Here is a 3615-nt window from a genome sequence, read left to right as displayed (position 1 = left end):
GTTTCTTCGTCAATACGCTGGTTCTGCGGGCGGACACTTCGGGGAATCCGGGTTTCGAGGAGTTGCTGCGACGGGTGCGCGACACGTCCTTGGAGGCGTACGCGCATCAGGATGTGCCGTTCGAGTTCCTGGTGGAGAAGCTCAATCCGCATCGCAGCACCGCCCACAGTCCCCTGTTCCAGGTGCTGCTGGCCTTCCAGAACAACCCGGAGACCAGCTTCGACCTCCCCGGCCTGCACACCCGAATGGAGGGCGTCAGCACCGGGCTGTCCCGCGTCGACCTGTTCGTCAGCCTCGCGGAGCAGCAGAATGCCGACGGCACCGCCGCCGGTGTGATCGGGGCCGTCGAATACGCCACCGACCTGTACGACGGCGCGACGATCGAGGCCTTCATCGGGCGCTGGCAGCAGTTCCTGGCCGCCGTCGCACACGACCCGGAGCAGCGGATCGGATCCGTGGATCTGCTGCTCGACGGCGAGCGCGACCAGCTGACCCGCTGGGCATACACCGAACCGGCGGTACAGCCGGCGACCCTGGCCGGGTTGTTCCAGCGGCGGGTCGGGGTGACGCCGGACGCGGTGGCGGTGGTCGAGGGGGATGCCGGCTGGTCGTACGCGCGGTTGAACGCGTATGCGAACCGGGTGGCCTGGTATCTGATCGGCCGGGGCGTGGGCGCCGAGGATGTCGTCGGTGTGGTGTTGCCGCGCGGGGTCATGCAGGTGGCCACGGTGCTGGGTGTGGCGAAGGCGGGGGCGGCGTTTCTGCCGGTGGACCCGGTCTATCCGCGGGCGCGGGTGGAGTACGTGTTGCAGGATGCCGGGCCGGCGCTGGTGATCGGTGAGTCGGAGGTGTTCGAGGGACTGCCCGAGCATGATCCCGGTGACCGGGACCGAATACGTCCGGTGGGTGTGGACCATCCGGCGTACGTCATCTACACGTCCGGATCGACCGGACAGCCCAAGGGCGTCGTGGTGACCCACCGGGGGCTCGCGAACCTCGCCGCCGGCACGGGTGAGCGCACCGACGTCGACGGCGACAGCCGGGTGCTGCTCCTGGCGTCGCCGAGCTTCGACGCCTCCGTCCTCGAACTGATGATGGCGTTCGGGGCCGGCGCCGCCCTGGTCGTCGCCCGCGAGACGCGGCTGGCGGGTGAGGAGCTGGCCGGGTTGCTGGCGGGTGCGGGGGTGTCCCACGCGTTCGTGCCGCCGTCGGTGCTGGCGACGTTGCCGGAGGAGGCGCCCGGTGATCTGCCGGGGTTGCGGAGTCTGGTGGTCGGTGGTGAGGCGTGTTCGGCGGATCTGGTGGGTCGTTGGTCGGCGGGCCGTCGTATGACGAACCTGTACGGGCCGACGGAGACGACGGTGGCGGCGTCGGTGAGCCGTCCGCTGTCGGGGGGTGCGCATCCCATCGGTGCTCCGCTGGCGGGGACGCGTGTGTATGTGCTGGACGCGGATCTGGGTCTGGTGCCGAGGGGTTCGCGGGGTGAGCTGTATATCGGCGGTGCGGGGGTTGCCCGGGGGTATCTGGGCCGCTCCGGTCTCACTGCGTCGCGGTTCGTCGCGGATCCGTACGGGCCGGCCGGGTCGCGGATGTACCGCACCGGTGATGTGGTCCGGTGGAACGCCGATGGCGAGCTGGAGTACCTCGGCCGCTCCGACCACCAGCTCCAGATCCGGGGTATCCGCGTCGAACCCGGTGAAGCGGAAGCCACGCTGGCGGCTCATCCGGATGTGGCCCGTGCCGTCGCGGTGGTCCGCAGCGATCGGCGGGGCGATCCCGCGCTGGTCGGCTACATGGTCCCCGCGCGGCCCGGTGCCGATCCCGCGGCCGTACGCGAGGACCTCCGCCGCGTGCTGCCCGACCACCTGGTACCGGTCGCGATCGTGGTGCTGCCGGAGATCCCGCTGACGCCGAACGGAAAGCTCGACCACGAGGCGCTGCCGGAACCGGGGTTCGAGACCCCGGGGGGACGAGACCCCCGTACGCCGGAGGAAGAGATCCTGTGCGGGCTCTTCGCCGAGATCCTGGGCCTGGACCAGGTCGGCGTGGAGGACAGCTTCTTCGACCTGGGCGGTCACTCGCTGCTCGGCACCCGGCTCATCAGCCGGATCCGTGCCGAACTCGGCTCCGAGGTCCGGCTGCTCACCCTGTTCGAGTCCTCGACGCCGGCCGCGCTGGCACGGGCGATCGTCGAGGCGAACGCCCCGGCCCGGAGCGCTCTCGTGCCGTTGCCGCGGCCGGCCGTGCTGCCGCTGTCGTTCGCGCAGCAGCGGCTGTGGTTCCTGCACAAGCTGGAAGGCCCGTCGCCGACGTACAACATGCCGCTCACGTTGCGTCTCTCGGGCGACCTGGACATATCGGCGCTGCGGATGGCGCTGACCGACCTCGTCGCCCGGCACGAGGCACTGCGCACCGTCTTCGCCGAGCACGACGGTGAGCCCTACCAGCGGATCCTGGACATGGCCGGGATCACGATCCGGCTGCCCGTGCGCGAGGCCGCCGGCGCGGCCCTGGACGAGGAGTTGCAGGCCGCGACCCGCCACCGGTTCGACCTGGCGGACGAGATCCCGTTGCGGGCGTCGCTGTTCGCGGTCGGCCACGGCGAGTGGGTGCTGATGCTGGTGCTGCACCACATCGTCGCCGACGGCTGGTCGCTGGGTCCGCTGGCGCGCGACCTGGGGACGGCGTACGCCGCGCGCAGGGCCGGCCAGGCCCCGGGATGGTCCCCGCTGCCGGTGCAGTACGCCGACTACAGCCTGTGGCATCGCGCACTGCTCGGCGACGACACGGACCCGGACAGCGCGTTCAGCCGCCAGCTCGCGTTCTGGCGGGATCGGCTCGCCGACCTGCCGGAGCAGGTGACCCTGCCGACCGACCGCCCGCGGCCGAAGGTGGCCAGCTACCGGGGTGACGTCAGCACCTTCCAGGTCGACCCGGTACTCCACGCCGAGCTGACGGCGCTGGCCCGGCAGACCGGTTCGACGCTGTTCATGGTCCTGCAGACGGCGCTGTCCGCGCTGCTGACCCGGTCCGGCGCCGGAACGGACGTGGTGGTCGGCGCCGGTGTGGCCGGCCGCACCGACGAACGGCTCGACGACCTGGTCGGCTTCTTCGTCAACATGGTGGTGCTGCGCACCGACACGTCCGACGACCCGGCCTTCTCCGAGTTGCTCCAGCGTGTACGCGCCAGCAGCCTCACCGCCTATTCGCATCAGGACATCCCGTTCGAGTACCTGGTCGAGAAGACCAATCCGCTGCGGTCGGCGTCGCATCAGTCGCTGTTCCAGATCGCCATGGTCCTGCAGAACAACGCCGAGGCCGACTTCGCGCTCCCCGGGCTGCGGGTCCGGCAGGAGGGGCGCGGCACCGGCACGTCCCGCTTCGACCTGTCCCTGAGCCTCACCGAGACCACCTCGGCCGACGGCGGTCCGGCCGGTCTGACGGGTGTCGTGGAGTTCTCCACCGATCTGTACGAGCGGTCGACGATCGAGGCGTTCACGGTGCGGTGGAGGCGTGTGCTGAAGGCGATGGTGGCGGCGCCGGAGTCCCGGCTGAGTGAGGTGGATCTGCTCGGTGCGGATGAGCGGGTCCGGCTGCTGAGCCAGTGGGGGGCGG

1 protein-coding gene is annotated in these 3615 nt (G+C 70.8%); it reads left to right on the top strand.

Annotation, left to right across the window (positions count from 1 at the left end):
• Window positions 1-62: 62 nt before the first annotated feature.
• The coding region (locus HTV45_RS33140) for an amino acid adenylation domain-containing protein (RefSeq protein ID WP_251693396.1) at window positions 63-3615 on the top strand (3553 nt) is incomplete at its 3' end.

It is taken from the genome of Streptomyces sp. CHD11, assembly GCF_018638295.1.
Taxonomy (GTDB): domain Bacteria; phylum Actinomycetota; class Actinomycetes; order Streptomycetales; family Streptomycetaceae; genus Streptomyces.
Note: the sequence above shows the minus strand (reverse complement) of the source record. Positions and strands in the feature narration are given on the sequence as shown.